Origin of the sequence: Pelagicoccus sp. SDUM812005, from assembly GCF_031127875.1 — a bacterium.
Taxonomy (GTDB): Bacteria; Verrucomicrobiota; Verrucomicrobiia; order Opitutales; family Opitutaceae; genus Pelagicoccus.
In genome coordinates this window covers 16,206-40,698 of record NZ_JARXIA010000025.1, presented here as the reverse complement: position 1 = coordinate 40,698, position 24,493 = coordinate 16,206, and the positions used below count along the sequence as shown (strand labels likewise).

Sequence of the window (24,493 nt, the reverse complement as noted above, 5' to 3'; positions counted from 1 at the left end):
TCGGGTGCAACGAGAGCTTACAGTCTACCAACAAGACAGACCTCCGGTCTACGGGCATTTTGCGACATTGATACACACATTTGCGACCTACCCCAGACAACTATAACCAAGGCTATAGAAGCTTCTATAACCATTGTCCATTTGCCCAGGACGTGCCTTCCATCAACATCCATCCCGCAGCATCCCTCTCCCCTACCCCTACCTATATAATAATAAAATAGTTCAACTATATAATCCCCAAGATACCCATCTATTTTATGAAGCCCCTACTTATTCGCTTATCGCTGCACCTACCTCTCGCCCTTTTCGCCTCAGTACACCAGCTGCACTCGCAGGCGCTAACACAAACCGAATTCTCGCCTTCACCTCCCTCAAACACCCGCAAGCTATTCGAACCCGTACACCCCGAGGAGAGCGGACTTCAAGTCGACAACCAATACGACGATCCACTCATGTGGACCCACCGCTACCGCGAGTTCATGGGTGGAGGGATGGGATCCGGAGTCTGCGCCGCAGACTTCGATCAAGACGGTAAGGTCGACCTTTACGTCAGTACCAAAACCAAACCGGGCAGGCTATTCCGCAATATTGGAAACTGGCGATTCGAAGACGTCACCGACGATGCAGGGCTCTCCGAGAGTTCCTCAATGCTGGGTTGGCTCTCCAGCGCTATCTCCGACGACGAAGCAATATGGCGCCAAGGAGCAGTGTTTGTCGATATTGACAACGATGGCTGGCTCGACCTCTACGTCTGCCGCAACCGAGCCCCTAACCTGCTATACATGAATCAAGGTGACGGAACCTTCGAGGAGGAAGGCGAGAAACGAGGTCTCGGCATTACGGACGGCAGCGTGGTGGGCTCCTTCGTGGACTACGATCGGGACGGCTGGCTGGACGTGCTAGTACTCACCAACCAAGTCGACGGTACCGAATCGCAGGGCCGCCAGGATCGTCTCTTTCGCAACACCGGGAAAGGCTACTTCGTGGAGACTACAAAAGAGGCCGGAATTCAAGGGTCAACCTTCGGGCACGCCGCCACTTGGTTCGACTTCGACGAAGACCGCTGGCCTGACCTCTACATCGCCAACGACTTTTCAGGCAACGACTATCTGTATCGAAACAATCATGACGGAACATTCTCAAACGTATTGCACGAAGTCGCCCCCAGCGCTCCCTACTCCTCCATGGGAGCCGATACGACCGATATCAATAACGACGGCCACATCGACCTACTCGTCGCCGACATGGCCACAACCTCGCGCGAGAAAGATCGACGCGGGTTGGCCGCCTCCCGAAACGATGTACTGACAACCGGCACCACGGAGGGGATTGCTCCCCAATACACACGCAACAGCCTTCTCCTCAACACAGGGCTCGGAGTCTTCGGAGAAGTAGCCTGCTGGGCCGGGATCGAAGCCACAGACTGGACTTGGTCCGTACGCTTCGAGGATTTCGACCAAGACGGCTGGGCGGACCTGCATGTCACCAACGGGATGGTTCGCGAGGCGAACAATAGCGATTTGCTCGCCCGCATGATGCGCGCCCTCTCCGACATGCAACGTATCGCCGTGATGAAGCGGTCTCCGCCCCTCGACGAATCAAACCTCGCTTATCGAAACCTCTCCGGAAACGGTTTCTCCGAAGTCACCGAGGACTGGGGGCTCACGGATATCGGCGTCACCTTCGGGGCAGCCACCGCTGACTTAGACAACGACGGCGACCTCGACCTCGTCTACCTAGACTACAACGGTGGCCTCAAGGCCTTTCGCAACAACGTCGAAAAGCATCGTAGCATCAAAATACAACTACAAGGAACCCAGTCGAACTCCTACGGAATCGGCGCGGTCGTCCGCATCGAGTCTCCGTCCGCTGGACTGCAATCACGCACTCTCACCGTGGCTCGAGGTTACGCATCCAGCAGCGAACCTGTCGCCCATTTCGGCGTAGGTAACGACGCTTTCATCAATAAGCTAATCGTCGAATGGCCATCGGGGAAGCAGCAAGTCTTCAACAATCTCGCAACCAACAGCGCCTATAAAATAGTAGAAGCCCAATCTCCCGAAAGCGTATCCAAACCGGAATCACAAAGCCTGTTCGGTAAGGGCGATACAGCGCTTGGCCTGTCCTTCCACGACAATTCAGAGCTAGCTCTCGCCGACAAAGAGCAGGCCTTCCTCCCTTTCAGAACAGACCGTGCCGGCCCCTCCCTCGTCGTCGCCGACTTCAACGGAGACAAGGTAGATGATGTGCTCTACGGAGCGACGACCGGATCCAAACATAAGCTGCTCACTTCGAACAACGCTTCGTTCCAACCACAAACCATCCCCTCGCTCGCCCAAGTCGAAACCGAAAACGGACCAATCCTAGCCTTCGATGTCGACATGGATGGCGATCGAGACCTCCTCGTCACGCACGCGAGCGCGAACGCAAGCAAGTGGCCGGACCACTTCCGCGTATCCTTGCTGCTCAACGATGGAGCGGGAAATTTCACGCCCGATACCGACTTCCCCAAGCTCAGCGTGAACGCCGGAGCCGCAGTTGGAGCCGATATCGATTCCGACGGCGACCTCGACCTGTTCATAGGCGGACGCTCAATCCCCGGACAGTATCCAGAAACTCCGGACAGCTATCTCCTCATCAACGAAAACGGTACCTTCGTAAACAAAACCAACCAACTCGCGCCCGAGCTGGCCAAGCCCGGTCTCGTCAAGAGCGCCCTCTTCCGCGACGTCGACCGCGATGGACGCCCCGACCTCATCGTGGCCCTCGAGTGGGACTACGTTCGCTACTATAAAAACCAAGGAGGTGGCCAATTCGCCGACTACACCGAATCCGTAGGATTCGAAAGCGGCGGAAAGGGCTGGTGGAACGGCCTCGCCAGCGCCGATTTCAACGGCGACGGATCGCTCGACTTCGCTGTCGGCAACCTCGGACTAAACACCACCTACCACGCCTCGCCGCAAGCCCCTGCCACTTTATTCTACGGAGATTTCGCCCGTAATGGGACACGCCTGATCGCCGAAGCCGTCTACGACAACGGGGTCCTCTACCCCGTTCGCTCCCGCGTGGACATAGGCGCCAAACTCCCCCATGTCCTCCGGACCTTTCCCAAGAACGACGACTTCGCCAAAGCGAACATGGCTGAAGTCTACGGACAAGCCCAGCTCGATTCCTCGCAGCGACTTGAAGCGAACAACTTCGAGTCTGGCGTTTTCCTAAGCCAAGCTGACGGCAGCTACGCATTCACGCCCTTCTCCGCAGAAGCGCAGACTAGCCCCATCATCGGAATGGCGGCCGCAGACCTCGACGGAGACGGCAATATCGACATCGCAGCAACTCAGAACACCGACATTGCCATCCCGCGTTTCCATGGAGGCATGGGCCTCTTTTTGGCTGGAACCGGAGAGGGAACCTTCACTTCGACACCACCCAAAAAGTCAGGAATCCTGCTTCCTAAAAACGGTAGAGCGATCGCCGTTTTCGATGCAAACGCAGACTCGAAGCCTGACTTGCTGGCGATGCAACATGGTGCAAGCAACGCCTACCTGTCTAATGAAACTGAATACGCTAACCAGTGGCTCTCCGTTGAGGTTCAGGGTCCTCGGGGAAACATAGATGCGATCGGAGCCCAACTGGAATTTCAATTCCCCGACGGGTCCACCCTCTACCACGAAATAGGCCTCGGAGGGGGGTGGCACACTCAAGGTTCACACACCATTCACCTTGCCAACTCTGAGGCTTCCCAGTCGCCCACCCTCATTGCGCGATGGCCAGACGGCACCCAAAGCTCCCACGAGGACGCCCCTTCCGCTGGAGCTTGGCGCGTCGAAGCGATCGACCCCTAGCCTCAAAAATTCTGCGAACAAACGACACCATGAACCCCACCCCATTATGGCATAAGGGAGCCGCCGCCGCTGTCATCCTCCTCACGCTCTTTTTTGCTCTAAAAACCGACTACCGATCCCTGACCTGGGCGGAGAAGCTGATCAGCCAAGGAAGCCCCGCGCCCCAGCTAGACAGCGACTCTCCTACCGGCTACGAGCTCGGACAAAGGCATTTCTTGGCAACGCGAAATCACGGCACCACCTACCGCTGGATCGCCTACACACAAGAACTTGTCGAGAATGGCCCATTCAGCTCCACGCTCTACCTGAGCGATGCTGCTCCCACCGGCCGCGTTCAACAGCTTCCCAAACTGTACGCAGGATGGCTAGCGGCGATAGCCGGAGGCATCAGCCTGACCACCGGACACCCACTCCCGATAGCGATAGAGAAAGCCGCCCTGTGGGAGCCAATCCTTTCCCATGCCATCGCGCTCGCTTTCGTCGCAGGCTTCATCGCCCGCCGTTTCAACATCGCTAAGGCGGCAGCGACTACTGCCTTCCTGGCCCTCTTTCCCTTCTTCTCCGCCCAATTCGTTCCAGGTTCCATCGACGCGGACAGGTGGGCGCTCCTTCTGGCCAGCGCCGCCATAGCCATCAGCGTACCGAATCCAAATAGAGAATACAAACTATCCGCTTCGACAGCCGTGCTCGCAGCCCTAGCCCTTGCCGTCTCTCCCACCTTCGGCTTCATTGCAGTCCTCGCCATCGCAGCGATAGCTGCTCTCACGATCTACAGCCAGGGCACAAGCTCCCAATCGCTCTTCAAGTGGTCTTCACTCGGGGCCGGAATCACCGCAATGGCTTGGTTCATCGACCAAAACCCTGTCGCTCTCGAAACAAGCGAACTACGATACAACCACCCCCTGTACGCAATCGCATGGCTCGGGATCGGACTGACCATCGACGGAAGCTTGTCCATCATCGACGGTAAAAACAGTCGTTCATCCACCCTTTGGAAACTCGGATGCGGCATCCCCCTGCTCGGCTCCCTTTTTTACTATCAAATCGCTTACAAGCACTTGGGATGGCTGTACGCTACCCCTGGCTCCCTCCGTCCCTCAGACCTGGACGCACCCCTTGTGTTCAAGAATTCATTTGCCTGGCTGAACGGCGCTGGCCCTCTGGAGATTGTATTCATCCTTTTGTTACCTGCGACAACAATCGCAGCCCTCGGGATAAGTTCCTTCGTTCGCTTCAAGCAAGGCACACGCGAATACAAGACAACTCTCAGCTTACTGTTCGTCTATGTCTCGACCGCAATCCTCGCTGTATTCAAAATACGCTGGGGTATCGCCCTTTCACTCATATCGCTTCCTCTTCTCTGGCAACTCGCCCAGAGGCAGACGCTCGACTCCGGCCGATACACCTGGACCGCAGTGGGCGTGATGCTATTCAGCCTCTTCGCCTGGAACAAGAGCCTTCCCGACCCCCTGCGCCGTCCCTCCGGTGACACTCCCCTGCGCCCCGCCGACCTTCAGGCACTAGTGCAAAGACACCTTTCGCATTGGCTCGCTACCCATAATCCCAGCCGGGAGGTACACGCCCTCGCCTCTCCCGCCCAATCCGATTCTCTCATCTTTCACGGAAACTGCACTGCCTTGCTATCAACTGCGTGGGAATCCTACCCCGGTCAGATTGCGGCCTCTCGCATTCTAAGCGCCCCGGAGAACACCGAAGTGCAAGCGGTACTCGAGAGCCGCGAGATCACTCACATTTTACTCCCCTCTTGGGACGATGTGCTGCCCCAGCTCGTACAGGAGGCCCAAGGTCCTGGCCAAAACACTTTCTTCGAAAGACTGCAAACCTGGGTCCTCCCACTGTACCTGCGAGCGATTCCCTATCACCTTCCTGCCGTTGCGGGATTCGAATCCGAGAAGCTAGCCGTATTCGAAATTTGCCCACAGCAAGACGAGGCCTTATCTATGAGTCGACTCACCGAATACTTCGTTGAAATGAAACGCATGGAGCCCGCAAGCACCGCCGCCCATACGATCGAAGAAGCCTACCCGCAAGACCCAAACGCCTCGGCCGCGCTTTCAATATTCTACAAACACTCGAAAGACACCCTCAACGCCCGCAAGCATAGCGAAAAACTGTCCGACTCCATAAAATCTGGATACATCCCCTTCGACTGGGACCGGAGGGTTGTTCAAGCCATCGCGCTTGCTCTCAACAACAAGCGACAACTGGCACGGGTTGAACTCGAAGCATCCCTGGAGACCATGAACGAAGAGTCACTCTATCAACTAACACCCCTGCAGACATACCAACTTCTAAGCCTTTCCACAACTTTTAGCATGAGCATTCCATCCGACTTGCTGGAGATCGCCCTAAAACGCTGTTCAGAATACCTTTGAAGTTCACTCACCCCTAACAATAAATGCCACGGGCGAAAAGCCCGACTCCCATACCCCAGAGAGCCGGGCCAATGCTACCGTGTGTACTATACATGACACCATGAACAGAGATATAAAAAGCAAAACGCCCCCACCCCAACGGCACGATCGACCAAAGAAACTAGATTAAAAGATAGAACCAGAGGCAAAAACCATTTTCACTATAAAGATATCGTTTTCCAAAAACTGAAAAGAAGACATTGGTTATTAATAGCCTATAGTCCTAGACATAGTTATATTCCGAAAGGGCTTTCCTCCACCACTATCAGCAAGCGAACCGGCGCGATCTCAAGAGATCCAACCCCTTGCAATTTCTTCGTCAGGCATTACTTATCAGATCGCACCCTTTGCTTGGGACTAAACCCCACCTTGCCAATGCCCTCCACCAAACCAAGTCGCTCGCAACCACGCCCCGTCTGAGCCCTCGCCTCAACCAATGCCCTCCTTTCTCGTCCACCTTAGACTCTCCCGACTTGCCTGCCTCGCACTTCTGGCGTTCGGCTCCCAATACCCTTCATGGGGGGCCTCGACCCCTTCCATCGGTCTCCCCATCGCGCGCATCTACTCGATCGAGGAAATAGGTGCCTCCCGCGGACCGCAATTAAGCTTCGATCGCCTCGGGCGCCTCGCAGTCATCAGCGGCGGAAGCTATATCGTCCTTAACGACGATTCCTGGATCGACCTCGCAATCCACAACAACGACATCCTCCCCATGCTTGAACTGGCCGTCGACTCGCGAGGTACCGCCTATTACGGAGCGCTTGCCTCTTGGGGCATCGCTGAAACGACAAACAACGGGTCGCTGCGCCCGACCTCGCTGCGCCCTGCCCAATACCCAGCATGGGTGAACGCCACGAACTTCACCCAGATTCTCTTCACTCCGACAGGCGTTCTCTTCGTCGGCACCACCGGCGTGGTGCACCTGAACACCACAACCATGGAGCACTCGTTCTTCGAGCTCCAAGTAGCCTCCGCCTTCACGCTCGACTCGGAAATCTACCTCTCCTCCGGTACGTACGGCACCGTGAGATTCGATCCACAAAGCCAAGAAACGGAGATGGTCTCCCCAGACATTGGCATATTCAATACAGCCTACTTTGGAGAAAACGGGATTGTAGCCGCCACCACCAACAACCGGCTTGTTTACTTCGACGGGACATCCTTTGTGGAACGCGACTTCGGATTTGGCAGTCGACGCCTCGGCACCATCTCCTCCCTTGAAGGCTTGCCCGATGGCGGATTCGCCGTAGCCATCGATGGCGAAGGACTGTTTATGGTAGACGGCGAGGGAAATCGGAAGATGGCGCTCACCACTACCAACTACCGCCGCATCCTAGACCTAGCAGCTCGCGATAACGGGATCCTCTGGCTAGCCAGAGAAAGCTCCGTCGAAAAACTGCTCTACAACAATCCCGTTTCCGTCGTCGATCATCGTTCAGACGTTGTCATTGGCTGGCCGCAAGTCCTGCAACGCGGAGGGCACAGCCTGATCGCCTCGAACGGCCTACTCTACAAGATGGAGCTCTCAGCTGACTCTTCGCATTACGAATTCGAGTCCTTCGAAAATCTTCCCACTTCAGGAGTCTGGGCAATCGCTACCAACGAGGAGCACCTGATCGTGGGCAACAGCGACGGCGTGTACGCTCAGGTTCCAGGAGGCTTCTCCCCCATCCTCGAGAATATCGACGCCAACCGCGTCTACTTTCAGGACGACAATACCTGCATCGTCGTCGGCAGCACCGAAATCGCAGCCCTCAAATGGGACGGGCAGCGCTGGTTCGAATGCGCGCCACGCATCGAGGGAGTCGGGTTTCCCTCCGTCGCCCACCGCACCGATGAAGCCCTATGGATCGAGCTAGGTCTCGACAGGGTCGGCCGCGTTTGGTTCGAAAGCGGCGAAATTCAACTCGAGATCATAGACCAATTCCCCTGGCCCGAGCCCGTCTGGGTAAACATCGGCGTGCTTAACCAATACATCGCCTTGAGCGGCCCCAACAACCATCGCGTGTACCTCGACAAAGCGACCGCGCGCCCCGTATCCACGCCCCCGATCGAAAGCTCGCTCCAGCAAGCGGAGCATACCGTGCTGCGCGTCACCGAAGATGAAGACGGCGTGATATGGGCCACTCATGCCAAGGGAGTCCTCACCTTCCACCCAAGCGAGAACGGCTACCGTATGGATAGCGAATCTCTCTCAAGCATCAGCGATCAATACCCGATGATTACCTTGATCAACGGTCAACACGCATGGATCGCGACAGAGTCCGTGCTTTATCATGTCGACCAGGAGTTCAAGCCGCTGACAGTCCAACCAAGGCAACCCTTTCTCGTATCCATAGTAGACGGTAAGACCGGCAACCAGCTTTACTCCGCGCACAACAAAAGCGACACCATCACCGAACTTCCCTACTCCCAAAACCATCTCGTTTTTCGGTATTTTTCTGGTGGATACACTCCCTTACAGAAACCCATCTATGAATTCTCAATGCAAAAAGGCTCCGAAAGCTGGAAAGTGTATAGCGAAGATTCGCTGCTAACCCTCCCGAGCCTAGAGGAAGGGAGCTATCGCCTTACTGCGCAGCTCACAGATCGAGACAAGCGGGTCGGCTCCCCCATACTTACATCGTTTAAAATAGCGCCTCCCTGGTACCGCTCTACCCTCGCTTACGTCACCTACTGGAGCGCTGGGGCCCTCTGCTGCCTCGGCATCATGGCCACCGGTTTCCATCGGGCCAAAAGAAAGCAGGAACAACTCGAGATGCTCGTCCAGCAACGAACCCAGGAGCTCCGCGAAACCATGCAAAAGCTCACGGAAGAAGCGAGAACTTCGGCAACCCTTGCCGAACGAAACCGCCTCGCCGGCGAGATTCACGACAGCCTCCAACAAGGCCTTAGCGGCATTGCCCTCCAACTCGACGCCACACTAAAACATGACGATTTGGATACAAATTTACACAATCGCCTCTCGGTCGCTCGACGTATGGTCTCATATACCCGTCAGGAAGTCCAACAGGCAGTTTGGGACCTCGAATCGCCATGGCTTCAAGACGAAAGCCTGCCTGAAGCGCTCCGCAACATCGCCCAAGTCCTCGGAGCTGGTACCGCAAAACTGGATTTCGAAAGTTCGGGCTCATCCTTCGTCATCCCATCCCGCAGAAAGCATCACATCCTGCGCATCGCGCAGGAAGCGATAACCAACGCAGTCAGGCACAGCGGAGCCGCAAATATTAGAATCGCCCTTAACTATTCCGATACGCAACTGAGCCTGGAGGTTAGCGACGACGGCAAAGGATTCGATCCCAACGAGGTATTCTCCGAGGGTCTCGGCCACTTTGGAATGAGAGGTCTTCGGACCCGGGCCAGCAGAATTGACGGAACCCTGAACATAGAGAGCTCTCCCGCAAACGGAACTCGCGTCACCCTCATCGTGCCACATGCCAATGAGGATCAACATCCAAGATCAAACAATGAACGACAAAAAGATTAGAATCCTTCTCGTAGACGACCACGTCGTCCTGCGCATGGGACTTGCGACAGCAGCAAACTGCGAGCCAGACATGGAAGTTGTCGGCCAAGCCGAGAATGGAGAAGAAGCCCTCGAAAAGTGTCGGCTTTTAAATCCTGACGTAGTTGTTCTCGATCTAAGAATGCCAAAAATTGGCGGAATCGAAACGATCAAGCTGCTGAAAAAGGAGAATAATTCAGTACGGGTACTGGTCTTCAGCAACTACGCCAGCGGCGAAGAGGCGACTCTAGCGTATCGAGCAGGAGCTTCCGGTTTCGTAGTTAAGGACATGCCACTCGACAATCTGATAGAAGGCATTCGCAGCGTCTACCAAGGCGACCAATACCTACCCACGGAGATCGCGACACGATTGAGCCGCCAAGCGCTCTCGCATCTCACCAAACGTGAGCTAGAGGTTTTGAGCTACGTCGCCAAAGGCCTCAGCAACAAAGAAATCGCAGCCGAGCTAGAATTGGTCGAAGGCACCATCAAGGTCCATATTACCAACATCCTCTCGAAGCTCGGAGTCTCGGATCGAACCCAAGCTATCCTGACAGCCGTGAAGCGAGGGCTCATTCACATCGAATGACCCTTGCCGCTTGATATCTGGATCTCCCGCTAGCCTACCACTGAACCCTCGGAGCTTTCTTTCCTGGAGGATCAATGGATGAATCCGGGCATAGCATCGATTGAAGAACCCACTAAACAGAGTCTTGTATTCCATGCTTCCAGCATCGCCGACTTGTCGGTATCGGAGTCTCGTTTCGCCACTTCTCGGAACTGGTGTTGAGGCTTGAGTCCTTAGTGGAGTTCTGGTTGACTGGACAAATGAGCGTTGATATTCAGCTACTTAACTGGTTCGATACCAGTCTTCCAAACTGGTTGCGTCGGTTCGATTCCGTCTACCCGCACCACTTTCTAAAAACGCTGTCCTCCCCCGGGCAGCGTTTTTTCATCTGGACCAATTAAGTAGACCAGCTCCGCGCGGAGCCTCCCCTACCTACCGCTCCGCAGAGCCCTAGCCCATCCGCTCGCTTCTAATTGAATCCCACCGCGAGCCAATTTCGCCCTCCCCTAAAGCGGCGCCACTCGTCACCAAATGCTAACTACAGAAAAGCGAGCAAGGCCTTCAACCCAATCGAGCAGCTGCTCCGCCGCATCCTTCCCAATTTACTAGGATCGGTCCCCAAGACTTCCCCCAGAATCCGGCGGCAAGATCCGCTCTATCAGATTGACGTTTCCCCTTTTTCGGACAAACGAATACGCTGCTAAATACCTTAGCGGCCCATAACCCAAATAAATATGAAAACCCTATCCGTTATCCTCATCGCCTGCCTCAGCGCCTTCATCATTCCAGCTCCCGAAGCCTACTCGAAACCGAAGGACGAGAGCAGCGAAACCCAAAAAGGGAAAAAGAAAGTCAAGAAGCTGACCGAAACCCTCGCCTACTCGCAGAGCCAAGTCCATTCCGCAGCCCTCGAAGCGCTCGCCCGAATCGGCTGCAACATCAAGGAAGACACCGGCAAAAAGATCGAAGGCAAACGCCCCAACAAGATCGGCGCCCTGGTCGGCTCGGGAGGCGAAGTCCTAAAGGTCTCCCTCGTATCCAAAGGCGAAAACAAAACTGAAATCACCGTGGAAACGAAGAAGACCGTAGTCGGGATGGCCGGCCAAAAGCTCTGGACCGAAGAGCTTATGGAAGAGATCAAAAGCATCCTCGCCGCACAATGAGCCGGAGCCTTGCCTCCCTGGGACTGCTCGTCCTGCTCCTGACCCTTGGCGCCGGCATGAGCGGATGCGCCACCTCGCGAGGAACAGCCTTCCCCATCGGTGAAATGAGCTACCCCGCCAAGGCAGCCGACTTCCCCATCGCCGTATTCAGCGATTCACTACCCGAGCGCCCCTTCGTCCGCATCGCTCGGCTCAACTACCATAGCGAAAAAACCTTCTTCGCCCCCACCCTCTACCAAGTCGCCCTCGAGGAACTCAAGGAGCAGGCGCGGAAGGCCGGAGCCGATGCCATCATCGAACTGAAGGAGTCGAAGAGCGCCCTCAACGAAACCAAGATCTACAACCTCTCCGCGGTCGGAATCGTCTACGAAGACTGACCGCCCCACAGGGTCCGCCCTCGCTTTAATCCAGCCCCCTCCGGACGCCCCTCCCGCGCCCGGAGGGGGCTTTTTCGTAGCAACTGCCAGCCGTAAAGAGGCTCGAATCGTAACCCGCCCTTCGCCCCGCCGCCTGCCAGCGGCTCTGGAGGGTTCGCTTTCGTCTCGCAAGGGCTCGGACTGTCCGCTACTGTCTCTCGAGTCCCCGCCGCGCTTCGCGAGCCCACTTCGCCCTTCGACTCCCGCCCACCGGAAGCTCCTTACACACGCCCAGACCATGAAAACGCCACCGCACCGTCCTTCCCTTCGCCTGACAACAGGTCGCACTCTTGCGGCCTGCATCGCCTTTTTCCTCCTCGCAATTCCCGCCGTCCCCCAAGACACAGTATTTACCACAGTCGTATCCGAAGGGGAAGCGATCAACTCCCTCGGGCCGCAAACGCCGCCTACCGTTGTCTTGATTGACTACATCGAATGGTCGGACGAAGCGCTCGGGGTCCGCGCCTGGGACGACGTTTCCAACAAGTACGTCGGCTTCTGGTACCCGCATGTCGGCGAACTGGAGTACGTGGCTGGATGGCAGACGCCCTTTCCCCAATTCAGCCCTACCAGCCCCACCGTCAATAGCGAAGGCGATCCTCCCGGAAACCCCATCCTTTCTTCAGCGTGGGGCTTCGTCAACGACGCCGACGAGTTCGTCATGGGGGTCAATATCGACGACAGGTCCACCGACTTCCCCGAATCCTGGCCCACCCTCCTCACTGCAGGCGCAAGCACCGGCATCCAGCAGTTCGCCCAGCGCTTCCTCACTCCAGTCGCCTCGGCGCCCAACCAACACGCCTTCTACGTCACCGGTATCGACCTGGAAGACAATCACGGCTGGGTCACCACCAGCGGCAGCGTCGAGATCCTCGTCGATAGCGACACACCCGTTCCGCCTGCGCTAGAAGACGCCACCCATTTCTTCTGGTCCGAGCCGAGCAAGATCCTCAGCGACCGCACCTCCATCCATGTCGCGAACTACAACGGCGCCCCGGCAGGCTCAGCCATCTACGCCATGTCCCCTTCCTCCGGAATCAAGATCCTACTGGACAGCAACGGGGACGTTCCAGCCCACCCAAGCCTGCCCGATGGCGGAAGCTGGAGCAGCTCCATAACAAGCATTTCGGCAAACGATTCCGGACGCATCCTCTTCTTCTCGGGCGTGAGCAAGCTAGGAGACTTCTCCCGCACCACCCTCTGGAGCATGGACACAAGCGGCCAAGAACCCAGCCTCGAAGCCTCGAGCTTCGTTGCCTACCCCACCCATGCCGACGCTACCGTCACCTTCGACCGCGTTGCAGAAGGCCGTATCGACCACGAAGGCAACATCCTCTTCCAAGCCCGCGTCGACGGCGAAAGCAAATTCGGCGTCTGGAGGAAGCAGACCGACGGAAAATTCATTCGGATCTCCCCGAACACCGACAGTCCCCTCCCGGGTTTCCCAGGCTACACAGCAAGGACCGCCAGTATCGCGGATATGAATACAGAGGGACGCTGCGTAATCGTCGTGCAAGGCGTCGGCCCAGCGACTATCAACGCATACTACCTCGAAAGCTCTACCGGCTCGCTCGCCTACCTCCTCGCCCAAGGCATCCCCTTCGGGCCAGACGAAGAGTCCGTATCGGTGACAAGCCTCGACCTATCGGACTCAGGAAGCGTAGCGATGCTGCTAAGCGTCGAGGTGGAGGGCTCGGCGATCAACGAAGATAGGGTCGTCGTCGCTCGCGATCCAAACGACGTGCAACCCTCCGGCAACAAGTACGTCTGGGACGGCGGGGCAGGCACCTCGAACTGGCACACCGTCGTAGACGGAAGATCCAACTGGGTCGACAACAGCGGAGTCCCCTGGGACTCTCCCCCCAATTCCGAAGACGCCCAAATTGAAATCGGCGTGGAAGCCGTCGTCCAACTGGAGCAAGCCATCCAGCTCTACTCCATCGACCTCGCCGCCGGAAGCCTCGAGCTCGACGCCTCGCTCCAATGCCACGGCATCATCCTAGTCCGCGAGGAAGCAAGCCTCGTCCTCAAAGGATTCGAGCTCGACGCTCAGCAAATCCTTTCGCAAGGGCTCATCCTAAAGGAAGGAGACAACACAGCCTCGCTAACCGGAGAAAGTCTCTCCGTCGAAAACTCCGACTTCATCGTCGAAGGCGGCCTCCTCCGCCTGTGGTGCGAGACCACCCTCGACGGATCCACCCTTCGCGTGGAAGGAGGCACCGTAAACACCGGAAAAATACGCTTCGAAGGCAGCTCTCCTCGAATCGAAGTTCTCCCAGGCGCCACCCTAGAAATCGAATCGCCCGAGCTCACCTTCGCCTCCGATACCACGATCTCCACTACGCAAGGAGGCGCCATAAAGATCGGCGACAGCGATGGGGAATCCACCATCGCTACGAATTTCGAAACGGAATTCGCCGAAGAGCGGCGCGTCCTGGAGCTCATCGGAAAAGGGAGCATCGAACTCTTCGATCCACTCGATATCCCTGCAAACGCCATCGTACGCAATAAAAGCGGTTTCGGAATCGAAGCCGGCCTCGTCGTCGATTCCTACGAAGGAGACAACTTGGAGGATAGCCACATTGACGGCCTCTTCGAAAACTCGGGTGTGATCGCCCTCAAGGGAGGAGGCTTCACCGGAAACTTCAGGAATACAGGCTGGCTCGAAGCCACCCCACGACAAAGCGGGGATCTCCCCGTTTCCCTCAACGGCATAAACAACGGAACCGTTTACCTCAACGCTCGCGGACTCGCCTACGACGATCTGACCTTCGCCCCCTATTCCAAGCTAATCCTAAAAGAAGGTGTATTCAAATCCATAATACCAGCATCCGACCTTACCGAAAAGAGACTTGTATTCCAGAAAGCTTCCTACATCGACGCCCTATCGGGGAACTGGACAATCACCTTCTCTTCCGACGAAAACGCGAACCTAGCCGCTCAGCTTAGCGTCGCAGACGGAGCATCCCTCGCCTTCGAAAAGGCCAATACGGCAGGCACCTCCCAGCTAAAAGCCGCAGCCACCGGAAGCCTTGAGATGGAAGACCTTACCTTCGACCAACTCAAGATCCAATCAGAGGGGGCGGTCACCCTCACCGGCGAAATAAGGGGCGTAAACGACCAGGAACACCGCAAGCTCGCGGTGGAAGCGCGATCCCTCTCCCTAACAGACGTGCGATGCATCGGCAGCGACCAAGAGGGAGCTCTTACTTCTTTCGCTTTCGGCAACTCCCAAAAACCAGCTGGAGAGAACTTCCCGCACCAAGGAACCTTCGAGAACGTCGCATTCGAAAACAACGCTAGCCTCATTATCGAACGATCCGCGCTCGTAGTCACCGGAGGCGACTTAACGATCAGCAGCGAAGCGACCGTACTCGGAAAGCTGATACTCGGCGGCGACGTCCTCGAAGCCCCTTTCATAAGCAAGCCCCTCATATACCTCGGAAACGAATCCACCAAAGCTCACCTTCAGATTTCCTCGCTTCCCGACGCGCCCATCTCGATCGCGCCGATCGTAGAATTCATCAACATCGACTCTACCGTAACCGTAACAACGAATACCGTCGCTTCGCTCATCGCCCGCAAAGAGTTGCTCGTTTCTCCCGTCGGAGTACTCGACTTCGGCAACTGGGTCATCGAAGACCACGCAAGCTGCCAACTCACCCATCTGTCGCCAATACACACCATCGGCAAGCTGGCCAAAATCCAACTCGGCAAGCCGCACCCTTCCCTCGGATCCCTGTCCAACCTGCCCACCTCAAACGTCACCCTCGTCAATCTCGGAACCCTGATCCTTCGCGATACCGCCCTCGACATGGAGGGCAACACCTTCGAGCAACAAGGCACCTTCGAAGGAAAAGTGATCGGCAACGTGCAAAGCGTGCGCAACGACGTCCAAGGTGTAATCCAACTCTCCGGAAACATCGACATCCAAGGTAACCTAACCTTGGATACAAGCCTATCCCTCGGAGCGTCACCAGGAACCGGAAGCGTATCCGGCGACCTCATACTACTCCCCGGGGCCGAGATGATCGTCGAAATCGGCGGCAGCCAACCCGGCGACGAATTCGACTTCCTAGAGGTCGGCGGCACCGCAAGCCTGGATGGCACGCTTCGACTCTCGTTGATCGACGAATACCTGCCCGCTGTCGACGCATCCTTCCCGTTCCTCAAGTTCGGATCGGCCAGCGGCAGTTTCGCCGAAATCGACCAAAGCCATATGGGCAGGCAACGCAGGTTCGACCTCGACACCCTGGCTGACGGACTCACCCTTACGGCCCGAGCCATCCAAATCTCCAGCTACGCAGAATGGCGCAGCCACTTCTTCAGCGAATCGGACGCGGCAAACGATGCCCTGTCAGGACCCGATCAGGACCCAGACGCCGACGGGCTCTCCAACCTGTCCGAATACCTCCACTCCACCTTGCCGCAACAAGCCAATCCTCCCCCCTACGCCTTCGACCTGAGCGACCCCGCTGCGCTTACGGCAGAGCTGCAATGGGCCAAGAACACCCTCGACTACGAATGGAAACTGGAAAGCTCAACCGAGCTCGAAACGTGGACAACCATTCCGTTCACCAGCCAGCAAATGGACGATTTAGGCGACAAAGTCATACATCGTATTCTCTTGCCCACTACAAATTCCAGCTCCCCCGATGTGTTCTATCGCTTTAAAGCCGTAGTGAGCGAATAGCGCCGCCTCCACTTCCCTCGCCCTAAGGTCGAACTAGTAGAAATGGGGGGCCAGCTTTGCTTGCCGCCGCGAGCAGTATGGCCCATCTCTATCTCTCACCGATAGGCATCCCACCAAACAGCGGATGCCAACGCCCCCCCATCATGAAAAAATCCCTCTTAAGCCTCGCGGCCATCGCCCTCGCTTTCTCGTCCCCGCTGGCGAGCCACGCCCAGGACGATGCCATCGACGTCATGCTGCTCACCGGCCGCTCCAACAAGTACCACAATTGGAAGGGCAACAGCGCCGCCATGGAAAAGCACCTGCTCGACGCCGGCATCTTCCGCGTCGACAAGCTCGTCACCACCCCCACCGGCGAACCCCTGGAAGGCTTCGCCCCCGACTGGTCCGCCTACGACGTCATCGTCATGGACTGGGAAGGCGAAGAATGGCCCGAAGCCACCAAGTCCTCATTTGTTGAATACATGAAAAACGGCGGCGGGCTCGTCGTCGTGCACGGCACCGACAACGCGTTTCCCCATTGGCCCGAATTCAACGAAATGATCGGCCTCGGCGGCTGGGGCGGCGCCAGGCTGCACTCCCCGCCGCTCTATCCGGACAATCCCGAAATGCGAGCCGGCCGTGACGCCACCTTCGGCCCCCGCGTCCACTGGCAAGGCTGCCAAGCCGTGCACGAAGAAGGCACGCCGGGCGAAGCTACCCACCCGCCCCGTCATGACTTTATCATGACAAACCGCAGTCCCGAGCACCCCATCATGCGCGGCCTGCCCGAGATGTGGCTGCACGCCGCCGACGAACTTTACTCCCGCCTGCGCGGCCCCGCCAAAAACATGACCATCCTCGCCACCGGATTCGCCAACCCCGCCCTGCGCAACGCCTCCCCCTACAACGAACCGCTGCTCTTCACCGTCGACTACGGAAAAGGCCGCGTCTTCCACTCCACCCTCGGCCACGTCGGCGCCAAGGAGGACCACACCGTACCCTCGGTCAACAACGTCAGCTTCATCACCACCCTCCAGCGCGGCACCGAGTGGGCCGCCACCGGTAAGGTCACCTTACCCGTGCCCGACGACTTCCCGCACGCCTACCAGAGCTCCGTGCGCCCCTCCGACGCCTCCGGCTGGCACGAGCTGATCGATCCGGAACTCAGCCAGTGGGAAACCTACATCGGCGTCCCCCACAGCAGCGTGCAAGGCTTGCCCGAAGGCACCTACCAAAGCGACAAGGTCACCAACGGTACCCCCATGGGCCTCGGCAACGACCCCAAGAAAATCTTCACCACCTACCAGCAGGACGGCGAAACCATCCTCCACATCACCGGCGAAATCTACGGAGCGATCACCACCCACCAGGAATTCGAAAACTACCACTTCCGCACCCTCATGCGCTGGGGCGACAAGAAATGGGAGCCGCGCCTCAACCAGAAACGCGACAGCGGCATCCTCTACCATTGCCACGGCGAGCACGGCGCCTTCTGGAAGGTCTGGAAAAGCAGCCTCGAATACCAAGTCCAGGAGTCCGACCTCGGCGACTTCATTACCCTGGCCGGCGTCACCGCCAAGGCCCCCTTCGTCAAAGAGGAAAAGCGCAGCGTCTACGCCATCGGCCAGAAGTACGAAGACTGGAAGGGCTACCTGCACGCCGCCATCGAGCCCGACAAGCCGCACGGCCAGTGGAACACCCTGGAGCTCTACGTGCTCGGCGACAAAGCCATCCACCTCGTCAACGGCAAGATCGTCATGTCCCTCAGCGAGGCCCTCGACAAGCACGGCCAGCCCCTCACCAAGGGCCAGATCCAAATCCAGTCCGAAGCGGCCGAAGTCGAATACAAGCAAATGCTCATCCGCCCCATCGAGCAGCTTCCCCCCATCCTAGCCCAAAAGACGGGACTCTAAGAGAGACCTGACCCCGGGGCCGCTGCCGCCTCGATGCCTTCCACCGGCTCGCTTGATCGACTCAAGCGAGCCTTTTTGTACCCGATCTCGTCGCCTAGCCATCCCGCTCCAAATAGTAGATAGCCAGCCGCACGTAGAGCGCCTCCTTCTGCTCCTCCGAAGGCAAAACCTGCAAGAGCCGCCCCCAAAGCTGCCCCTCTTCCTCCCTCGTCTCGTACTGGCTGCGCAGCGGATACCAGGTCGCAAGGTCACGACTCACCTCCAGCCCCATCTCCACGTCGACCGCCCCCGCCGCCAACGGAAAGTCAGCCAATAGCAAACCGCCTTCCAAGCTGGGAACCGGAAACAGCTCCGGCCCCAAGGGATCGAAGCCAAAGGCATACTCCGCAAGGTTGGGCAAGCCATCGCCCTCGGGATCGCCCGAGGGCCCCCGGTCCGCCTCTCCCAGAGCGCTCCCCTGGAAGGCCCGCTCCGCCCACTCGCCAAAGCTTTCGCCCGCCGCCCTGCGAAAACGCAAGCCGTCCACCCAGGCGCGGCCTCCCTCCACGCCCGATCCCATGCGGTTCAACATTCGAATCCGGAACTGGAAGGTGCCGCTCGGCACCTCGAGCTCGTACGGAACCCAATCCGAAGTGGAATAACCCCCCCTGAGCAACTTGCCGCTTCCCGTAATCGACAGCTCGTCCTTCCCGCTCGGCGAGTCCATTTTCCAATTCATCGAAAACACACCCGGCCCCGTCAGATCGAAAACAAGATCGCTCGACTCCAACGCTCCCAAGCCATCCACCGCGAGCGAGCGATCCCCCGACAGCGCTTCCTCCGTATCTACCTCCCAAAGCCCATCCCCAAAGGTTCGGATCCTGGTGCCGGGCAAGCCCGCCGCCATGCCAAAACCAGAATCCAGCAGCCGCAGCTCGCTCTCGCTAGAGTCAGCCGGTCCCCAGCCATTGTCCACCGCGAGCTCGTACACTCCTTCACCATCATCGTTCAATCGCGGAACCACCTGGCGAAGCAGGTTCCCCGTCGTCGCGGCGCTTCCGCCCAGAGCCTGCCCAGCCCGCGACCACTGATAGCTAAACGGCGGCCGTCCCACGACCTGCGCCGCAAACAAATGCGTATCGCCCCAATACAGGCCGCCCGAGCGCCCCGACTGCGAAACCACCGGCGCCTCCAGCAACCGGAAACCGGCCAACATAATGTCCGGATCGTACCGCACCCAGTCGCCGCCTCGACGCAAAGTAAGAGACAGGCGATTGACCCCGCTCTTCCCTAAAGGCAGCGTCACTCGCTGCCAGCTCTCCGACTCCAAGATATCGACGTAGCGATCCGAGTTCTCGAAGATTTGCACCAAACTGCTAGGCCCCATACCGTCAGCCCGTATCCAAAATTCCAGTGCGCGTAATTCGCCTAGCGGCACCTCAATGTCAAAAACGAGCGAGCTCAACGAGATGCCATCCCCGGCCTCGAACCGCAAGGCCCCCAGCCCTACCGGCGTCTCGACCTGAACTGGCCTCCAATTCGTTCCTCCAGAAACCATGCTTCCAAAATCCAGCCCCAACGCCTCGTAAAACCCGGTCGTCACCGATACCTCGGCTGCCTTCGACCGTGTCGCAAGCCCCGCCGCATTTTCCGCCACGCAATAATAGCTCCCCGCTATCTCTTCGCTCGCCTCGCTCAAAGTCAACTGCGCCGACCGCTCGCCCGCCAAGGCAACCTCGTCCTTGAACCACTGATACAGAAACGGTCCAGGCCCCACCATCGAAACGCTCAGCGTCGCCGAGCTTCGCTCCACCACGCGCGTATCCTGAGGATGCCGAGCGAATACCGGCTCCTGCAGCAATCGTATATTATCAAGGTAGGCCTCCCGCAACACCCCAGCTCCCGTGCTCCCTTGGTTGAAACGCCACTCGACCCGATGCTCTCCATCCCCTAAATAAACTGCCCTCTGCTCCAGCTCGACCTCGTCGAAGGCCTCAACGGAATCGCTGTAGTAACCCAACAGCTGTCCATCGACAAAAAGCCGCAGCGAAGCGCAGCAACCAGCCGCCCTCATGCCAAGATCGAACACCAAAGCCCCAGGACCGGAGACCACCGCCGAAAGCACCTTCTCCTCCCCGTCAACGACTTCCCCGCTCCGCAAGGCGACATCCCCTCCCGCCAACACCGTGCCGAACCAGGATTGTCCATCGCCCAATTCCAAGGCCACCGTCCCATCGCCCACCTCGGCAGCCAAAGAATCAAAAACCCGCACCTGCATCGTCGAGCTTCGGGCCGCCCCATGCTCACTCGTCGTATCCACATAATAATCACCCTCCGCCAACTCGCTCGCGCTCGAAACCGCATAAACGCTACTCACCGCGCCCTGAATGGGAACTCCGTCCCGATACCACTGATAAGCCAGCGTACCTGCTCCCTTGGCCTCCACCCACAGGGAAGCGTCCTCGCCGCGCTGCAATGCCAGCGATCCCGACTCCGCGTAAATGGCCGGGGCCGGCGAAAGCCGCCCTTGGTCGATCCAAACTCGGCTGTCGATTTCCAACGAAGCTTCGAAGCTTAACCGATGCCGCCCCTCCGGCACCCAAGCCCGAGCTTCGCTCCAGTCCTTCCCCGCGCTTAAGATCGCGGCCGCCTCGCCGTCGACGTAAAGCAAGACCGTCGATGGAATCCACGACGATTCCTCCCGCCAAAAAACCGAGAAGTTCGTCGGCCCCTCCACCTCTGCGAAAACCGATGTCGGAGTCCCGAAAAAGCTGCCGCCCGGTCCCGACTCCAAGGCGTCGACCCCATCCAAGCTAAACTCATTCTGAGCAAAGAAATACCCCGTTCCCTCAACCCTCCAGTCCAGCTCCGGCAGATCGATCGCCTCCCCGATATCACCGAGGACTCGCACTCGAGCCGACGCGCTGGAGGCCACCCCGAACGCATTCCGCGCCTCCAAGTAATAGCTCCCTGCGTCGGCATCCACCGCGGCCTCGCGCACCAGAGCCCTTCCGTTCTCCCCAGGAATAGCGACGCCGTCCTTGAACCATTGATACGTAAACGGAAACGAGCCTTCCACCGCTGCGGAAAGGCGCAGCGTGTCCCCGTTCTGCCAGTAGCCCGATTGCGGTTGCTTCACGAAACGGGGAGCAAGGCTCAACTCCCGCACTTCCAATCGCGCCACCGAGCTCTGCACGGCTTCCTCCATGGCTGCGTTGCTTACCCTCGCCACGTATTCACCCGCATCGGACACGCTCGCAGCAGAAATCGTAAATCGACTCGCATCGGCGCCCACGATCAATTCCCCATCCTTGTACCAACTTATCAAATACGGCAGCGATCCCTCTAGCTCGACCTCGAACGTCACGCTCGCTCCCGCCAGTACCGTCACGCTTTCCGGATGCGACACGATTCGCGCAGGAACGTCACCAACCTCGATTCGCGCCACGGTGCTTGCCGCTTCGCCAAATCCATTGGACACCACTACCGAATAAGCGCCTGCCACCTCCGACGAAGACGCAACAATCGCCAAGCGCTCCGCAACCTCGCCGGCCAAAGCCTCGCCATCCTTGAACCACTGATAGCCAAGGCCCGCCCCCACAGCTTCGACCGACAGCTCGTAGCTGGCGTTCGATCCGACAAGCCCGCCCACTGGCCCACGCAAAATGACTGGCGGCGACTCCTCCGCAGAGCCAAAGGAAACGCCATCCACAAACAGCGCATCCTGCCCGCCCGTGCCGGACCCATCCTTGCGATACTCCCACTCCAAACGATAAGTCCGCGCCTCCGGCAGCGCGACCGACTGCTGCGACCAATCGCCAGGCTCCCTCAAAAGCGCCTTCGCTTCGCCGTCCAATAAAAACGCCCCATAGTCCCAATAGCGCTCGGACGAAAGGCGCCAGCTAAAGCTCACCTGCCCCGGCCCCATCACCTCCGTGTACACCGTAGTCTTTTCGTCGTCGCCAATTTCGCCCGAACGGATGCAATCCGAGCCCAAAACCGAATCAAACCCGTAGCGCTGCCACTCCGCGTCCCCAAAACTGAATACGTCCAAGAACGAAGCATCGACCGCGTCCGCCAAACCGCGATCCGCCGCCAGCACCTGCAAGCTCACGCGAGCTCGAATCTCCCCATCTTGATTGCTCGCCACCACCCGATACACTCCAGCATCCTCCGCTCCCAGGTTCGCAATGCTTAGGCTAGGCTCCTCCTCGCCCTCCAACTTCACTCCGTCCAGAAACCACTCATAGCTCACGGGATACTCGCTCAAAACCGAGACCGACACTTCCCAATCGCTTCCCTCGGACTGGTAGCTCACCCGAGGAGGCCGCTGCGAAAAGACCGGCAACGAGGGAGCTTCCGCCAGCAAGAGCGACCCCTCCAAGCTCGGAATCACACCATAGGCAACCTCGTCCTCCAAGGCCGACAAGCGCTTCCCCCCGTAGTACAAACGCCGCAACTGCTCCTCCAATCCACTTTCTGGATACTGAGCCAAGAGCAAGGCAAGCACGCCGCTCACATGAGGCGTAGCCATCGAAGTCCCGCTAATCACCCGGTACTCCTCCTCGCCAATCCAAGTGGACAGGATGTCCGTCCCCGGAGCCGCCAGGTCCACCGAATTCAATCCGTAGTTGGAAAACACCGACAACTCCCCAAACCGGTCGACGGACGCAACCGCGACCACGTTGTCCAAATCGTAGCTGGCCGGATAGCTCGGCTGCTCGTCGTTGTCGGAGGCTGCATTCCCCGCCGCCGCGACGAACGCGACCCCGCTCTCCTCGGCCACGGCGATAGCATCGTACAAGGCCTGGGAATAGCCCCCGCCACCCCAGCTATTGCTCAGCAAATCCGCCCCCATCTCCAAGGCATATTCGATGCAAACGATCGCGTCCGAGGTCTTGCCGCCACCGTCCGCCGACAGAAATTTCAAGCCCATCAACTGCACGCCCCAAGCCACTCCCGCTACCCCCTTGCCATTGTTCCCCTCCGCTCCGATCGTCCCCGTGCAGTGCGTCCCATGCCCATTATCGTCAAAAGGATCGCCGCTCCCCACCACCACATTGATTCCATGCGCGTCGTCGATCCAACCGTTCCCGTCGTCGTCGATTCCGTTGCCCGCAATCTCAAGCGAATTCACCCAAACATTGGGTACGAGATCGGGATGCAGGTAGTTGATTCCCGTGTCGATTACCGCCACCACGACCTGGCCCGCTTCGGAACGCAAGGCCCAGCCCTCGGGCCCGTCGATATCTACATTCGCCAGGCCTCCCTCCTGCCCCGAATTATCAAGCGCCCACTGGCTTCCGTCCAAAAAGTTGGGATCGCTCGGATCCACCATCGTACGCACGATGTAGTCCGGTTCCAAATACACCAGATTCGCTGCCATCGCAGACGAACGCGCCGCGGCCAACCCCTGCGGCACCGCATCCAGCTCGCCCGACGGAAGCAAAACCTCGAAAACGCTCTCCCCCATGAGGCGACGCCCCAAACGCATCCCGAGCCCAGCCAACTCCGTCCGCAGCTCCTCCAGCTCCACTCCCGCCTCGAAACGCCCGATCAAACGGTCCGCCGCCATTTCAACGCTTTTCAAGACCTGCTCCTCCCCCGAAACCGGATCCTTCAGAAGCTCCTGCTCCACCCGCACCGGATAGCCCAGCCCCGGCACCGCGAACACCTGCTCGCGCAGCGCGGTCCCCTTGGTCGCCCCCTGCGAGAGCCGCTCATCCAACAGCTCCAAGTCATCCCCCAGGAAGCCCAAGGAAACACTTCCCTTGCTCGCCGGCTCCGCTCCCTCGCCCAGCGCCAACGGCGCGGAGTAAACGGCAACCGCAGCCTGCGGTTCCTCAGCGACCGGTCCGACAACCGCCCCATCGCGAGGCCAAAGCCAAAGGGCCAGCCCTGCTAGGAAAAGCAATCCCAGCATCCCGCAGCCCTTCCACCCTAGCTTGACCATGCACCCTCCATCTCTTGATGCAACGACCTTGCCTTACCCAC

9 protein-coding genes are annotated in these 24,493 nt (G+C 58.4%); 8 read left to right on the top strand and 1 reads right to left on the bottom strand.

Annotation, left to right across the window (positions count from 1 at the left end):
* Nucleotides 1-257 precede the first annotated feature (257 nt).
* The 8 genes from QEH57_RS22310 to QEH57_RS22275 all read left to right on the top strand — a co-directional run bounded on the left by QEH57_RS22310 (nucleotide 258) and on the right by QEH57_RS22275 (nucleotide 18,520).
* The gene (locus QEH57_RS22310; RefSeq protein ID WP_309009013.1) at nucleotides 258-3,845 is read left to right on the top strand and encodes an FG-GAP-like repeat-containing protein; all 3,588 of its coding nucleotides are present in this window, start codon (nucleotides 258-260) and stop codon (nucleotides 3,843-3,845) included.
* Nucleotides 3,846-3,874: 29 nt separating this feature from the next.
* Complete coding sequence (locus QEH57_RS22305) at nucleotides 3,875-6,241, top strand: hypothetical protein (protein WP_309009012.1); 2,367 nt, start codon at nucleotides 3,875-3,877, stop codon at nucleotides 6,239-6,241.
* 475 nt (nucleotides 6,242-6,716) lie between these two features.
* Nucleotides 6,717-9,767 carry an ATP-binding protein gene (locus tag QEH57_RS22300; RefSeq protein WP_309009011.1) on the top strand — a complete coding sequence of 1,017 codons (3,051 nt, stop codon included), beginning with the start codon at nucleotides 6,717-6,719 and terminating at the stop codon, nucleotides 9,765-9,767.
* On the top strand, nucleotides 9,748-10,374 hold the full coding sequence (locus QEH57_RS22295; protein ID WP_309009010.1) for a response regulator transcription factor: 627 nt from the start codon (nucleotides 9,748-9,750) through the stop codon (nucleotides 10,372-10,374). The genes QEH57_RS22300 and QEH57_RS22295 overlap by 20 nt, the downstream gene beginning before the upstream one ends.
* A gap of 713 nt (nucleotides 10,375-11,087) precedes the next feature.
* A complete protein-coding gene (locus QEH57_RS22290; RefSeq protein ID WP_309009009.1) occupies nucleotides 11,088-11,516 on the top strand; it encodes a hypothetical protein in 429 nt (142 codons plus the stop codon).
* The gene (locus tag QEH57_RS22285; protein ID WP_309009008.1) at nucleotides 11,513-11,893 is read left to right on the top strand and encodes a hypothetical protein; all 381 of its coding nucleotides are present in this window, start codon (nucleotides 11,513-11,515) and stop codon (nucleotides 11,891-11,893) included. Before QEH57_RS22290 ends, QEH57_RS22285 begins: the two co-directional genes overlap by 4 nt.
* A gap of 277 nt (nucleotides 11,894-12,170) precedes the next feature.
* Nucleotides 12,171-16,625, top strand: coding sequence for a hypothetical protein (locus QEH57_RS22280; RefSeq protein WP_309009007.1), 4,455 nt, complete (start codon nucleotides 12,171-12,173; stop codon nucleotides 16,623-16,625).
* Between the two features lie 143 nt (nucleotides 16,626-16,768).
* Nucleotides 16,769-18,520: a family 16 glycoside hydrolase gene (locus QEH57_RS22275; RefSeq protein WP_309009006.1), complete on the top strand. Its 1,752-nt coding sequence runs from the start codon at nucleotides 16,769-16,771 to the stop codon at nucleotides 18,518-18,520.
* Nucleotides 18,521-18,614: 94 nt separating this feature from the next.
* Here QEH57_RS22275 and QEH57_RS22270 read toward each other — a convergent pair whose 3' ends face one another.
* Entirely contained in the window at nucleotides 18,615-24,452 is a 5,838-nt protein-coding gene (locus QEH57_RS22270) for a S8 family serine peptidase (RefSeq protein WP_309009005.1), read from the bottom strand.
* Nucleotides 24,453-24,493 lie beyond the last annotated feature (41 nt).